This is a genomic window from Pseudoalteromonas sp. S2755 (genome assembly GCF_005886535.1).
Taxonomy (GTDB): Bacteria; Pseudomonadota; Gammaproteobacteria; order Enterobacterales; family Alteromonadaceae; genus Pseudoalteromonas.
The window spans coordinates 1-1,504 of the sequence record NZ_PNDS01000207.1 but is presented as its reverse complement, the minus strand read 5'-3'; the positions used below and the strand labels follow the sequence as shown (position 1 = coordinate 1,504).

The following is a 1,504-nucleotide window of genomic DNA, read 5'->3' as shown; positions in this document are numbered from 1 at the left end:
AGAAGTTTTAATACTAAACAGCCGCAATCCGGCCATTTTTTAGATGCAGTCAAAGTGCTATTTCGCGCAGTATAAATAACCTTCACCATGCTATTTATCGCGGTTTGAAGTTATCTCTGTGTTTCGTTTTGAATGTTTAGGAGATCAATATGCAATTTCCAGAATTTGAAACACCACGCTTGAAGCTTACGGCGCTATCCGAATGCGACAGTAATGCTATTTTTGAACTATTTTCAAACCGAGAGGTAGTGAAATACTACGATTTAGAGGCGTTTAGTGAGCGATTACAAGCTGAAAAACTCATAGATTTCTTTCATTCTCGATTTTATAGCGGTGTTGGGATCCGTTGGGCTATCCGATTAAAAGACACTGAGCAGCTTATAGGTACATGTGGTTTTAACTCATGGAACTCAGCGATGAAAAATGCAGTTATCGGTTATGATTTGATGCCGAAATTTTGGGGAAAGGGTTATACCACGGAAGCATTACACCAAATTATCACCGCAGCGTTTAGTGGTTTACTAGCATGTGGCGCACTGAATCGAATTCAAGGAGATACGGTGCCGGGAAATCATGCGTCAGAGGCTGTGTTAGAAAAGCTAGGTTTTAAAGCTGAGGGGGGGTTAGACGACAAAGTGGATATTGGAAAGAACAATTTCACGACTTAACGTGCTTTGGGTTATTAAAGTCAGAATTTAATCGCTGAACCAATATTTTTTAAAGGAAAGACTATGGACATCTGGACACTACTTTTATTTATCCCAGCGTGCTTTGCCTTGAATATGGCTCCAGGGCCAAATAATCTTTTAGCGCTAAATAATGCACGTCGTTATGGTTTTCGTATAGTTCTACTTGCAGGACTTGGAAGGCTCGCCGCATTTTGTGTGATGATTGCGCTTGCCGCTTCAGGCCTTGCAGTTGTGCTGTATACGTCGGAAATATTGTTTCTTGCCATTAAGATTTGTGGCGCGCTCTATTTATTATGGATTGCTTATAATTTATGGCGCTCAGACGTTAGTCCAGTTTCAGATGATGTCCGCAATCTGAGCATTATCGGACTGATGAAGCAAGAATTCGCCCTTGCAGCGGGTAATCCAAAAGCAATTTTGATATTTACCGCTTTTCTCCCTCAGTTTGTCGACGTTGCAAAAAATGTGACAAAGCAATTTTCACTATTGGGAGCTACTTTTCTCGTTCTGGAGATAGTGGCTATCACTATGTACGCTGTTATTGGGCTATATCTAAGGCAGTGGTTTAGTAAACCTAAATTGGTTAAACGTTTTAATCGTGCATGTGCTTCATTTTTGGCGCTATCTGGCGGCAACTTACTGGTGAGTAGACAGTAGCGATGCCAAAGTTAGTGACTCGCCAGCCCACAAAGTGATGCTACTTCTCAATTCACTCATCTGGCCTTGCGCGTGCTTGACAATAATTAGGGCCTGTTGACCTTTGCTGTTTGACTTTTGTTCTCCTGAGTGTGTTTTGGTCGCGACGCTCGACTTGC

1 protein-coding gene and 1 pseudogene are annotated in these 1,504 nt (G+C 41.9%); both read left to right on the top strand.

Going from position 1 to position 1,504, the window contains the following annotated elements:
- The first annotated feature begins 149 nt into the window (after positions 1-149).
- Positions 150-706: pseudogene (locus tag CWC03_RS22800) on the top strand (GNAT family N-acetyltransferase).
- 25 nt (positions 707-731) lie between these two features.
- Complete coding sequence (locus tag CWC03_RS22795) at positions 732-1,346, top strand: LysE family translocator (RefSeq protein ID WP_138583792.1); 615 nt, start codon at positions 732-734, stop codon at positions 1,344-1,346.
- Positions 1,347-1,504: the final 158 nt, after the last annotated feature.

Bases quoted from the DNA above. Each gene is read 5' to 3' on its own strand.
- CWC03_RS22795 (WP_138583792.1), top strand. From the start codon at position 732: ATGGACATCTGGACACTACTTTTATTTATCCCAGCGTGCTTTGCCTTG.